Annotated in this window: 1 protein-coding gene; it reads right to left on the reverse strand. The window is 65.0% G+C overall.

The window, feature by feature from the left end; genetic code table 11:
- Positions 1-348 precede the first annotated feature (348 nt).
- The coding region (locus MUO23_15445; protein MCJ7514345.1) for a hypothetical protein at positions 349-1728 on the reverse strand (1380 nt) is incomplete at its 5' end.

Genomic DNA, 1728 nt, shown 5'->3' on the forward strand with positions numbered 1-1728 from the left:
CCTAGCGCAGATCAAGAGCCTGACCGAACAGCTGCAGCAGGCGTCGTATGCCCTCAGCCAGCAGATGTACGCCCAGCAGCCGCCGCAGCCTGAAACGCCGAGCGCCGGCAACGGCGGACCGGCCGGCGAGGATGTGGTCGAAGGCGAATTCCGCGAGGCGTAAGCCTCGACGGCTTGAGGCAACATGTGCCCGTCAATGCGGGCCGGCCCATTGGGCCGGCCCGCATGTCCTAGTCTCCGGAGATCCCAGAGGCGGTCGGTGCGAAACGCGTTCCCATTCTCTCCCCCTCTCAGGGGGACAGTTAGGGCAGGGGTCGCTTGCCGCAAGCGCTCTCTTCCCGCTAGCCGCTAGGATTCGGCGCAATCGCCCATGCACACGGGTTCGATCGCTGGCTGGGATGGATCCACTCCCCAGACCTGAAGTCTCCCATCATTGAGGATCAGCAGCAGCCGCTGGTCGGGACTGAGGGTTCGCTCCAGCTGGGAAAAGGCATAGACGTAGCTATCTCTCCAGGCGATGCATGCGTCATCGAGCAGACGTGCATACATCCCCTGTCCGCTGCGCGGATCCCACAACATCGGCCCGCAACTGAGCACGGCTTGGCCAAGGTCATACACATCCCAGAGCAGTGAACCGTCCGCTGCGGACAAGCCGGTTTGCGTGAGCGCAAACTCCGGGCCGAGCACTTCGGGGGGGTACTCGTGGGCAAGCCCGCCGGTGACCGGATCGAAGGCTGATGTGTGATCGAACTGCGTCGCGACCAACAGGCTCCCATCCGGCGAATACGCGAGAGACGGTGCACCTTCAATCGGCAGCTCCGAGAACTTGCCGGTGAACGGCAGGTCATACACCCGCACTCGATGGATTTGCCTGCCGGCCCAGAGGGTAGCCAACTTCTGTCCATCGGGACTGAACGTCGCCTGCACGACGCCCTCCGCCGTTCCCTGCAGGAAGGGCGCGTCCTCCCAGTTCCAAACCTGCAGCTGACTGTCCCCCAGGCTTGTCAGCCAAGTGCCGTCCGGGCTGAAGGCGAGATCGACAACGCCGGTCCGCTTGGAGGAATGGGAGAGGGTGCGGAACTTGGACATGGCCTCCAGATCCCACAGCTCGATGTCACGGTTGGCGAGCCCGAAGGCGGCGATCGGGCGCTCGGGATGGAAGGCTACCGACAAGGGGATGTCGCCCGTCTCGATGCGCGCGATCTCTTCGCCGGTGGCGGCATCCAGCAGGAGCACCTGCGGGGTGCTCTCGCAGTAGAAGCGGTAGTGCCGGGGATTCGAGCGGTTCTCGCGCGGCGCCTCGCAGTAGCCCAGCGCCAACTGGCTCCCATCCGGACTGAAGTCAACCCCGAAGACCTGTGAGGGCGCGTAACAGTCCATCAGGAAGCAGTTCGCATCGGCTTCTTCCACCACATATTCCTGTGTCCACACCGGCCGAAGCTGGCCAAGCGTCTCAGCGCGGATGGGCAATCTGCCTGGAGCCGCCATGGGCGTAGGAGAAGCAGTGGCGGTCGCCGCGACCGTCGGGGTGGCGCTGAGCTCGGGGGGCTGTGGGGTTGATGAGGGCTGGATGGTGGCGACAAGGGTAGTGGCAGGGGCCGCCTCCTGCGGCGGCCCTGCCGGCGGCGGGGCGCAGGCCGAGGTGAGCAGCATTCCCAACCCTAGGGCGAGGCATTGATATGAACGCACGGCGGCTCCTTTGGCGTGAAGCGAAGGCGGGGGATTGTA

Source organism: Anaerolineales bacterium (assembly GCA_022866145.1).
In the GTDB taxonomy this organism is placed as follows: domain Bacteria; phylum Chloroflexota; class Anaerolineae; order Anaerolineales; family E44-bin32; genus PFL42.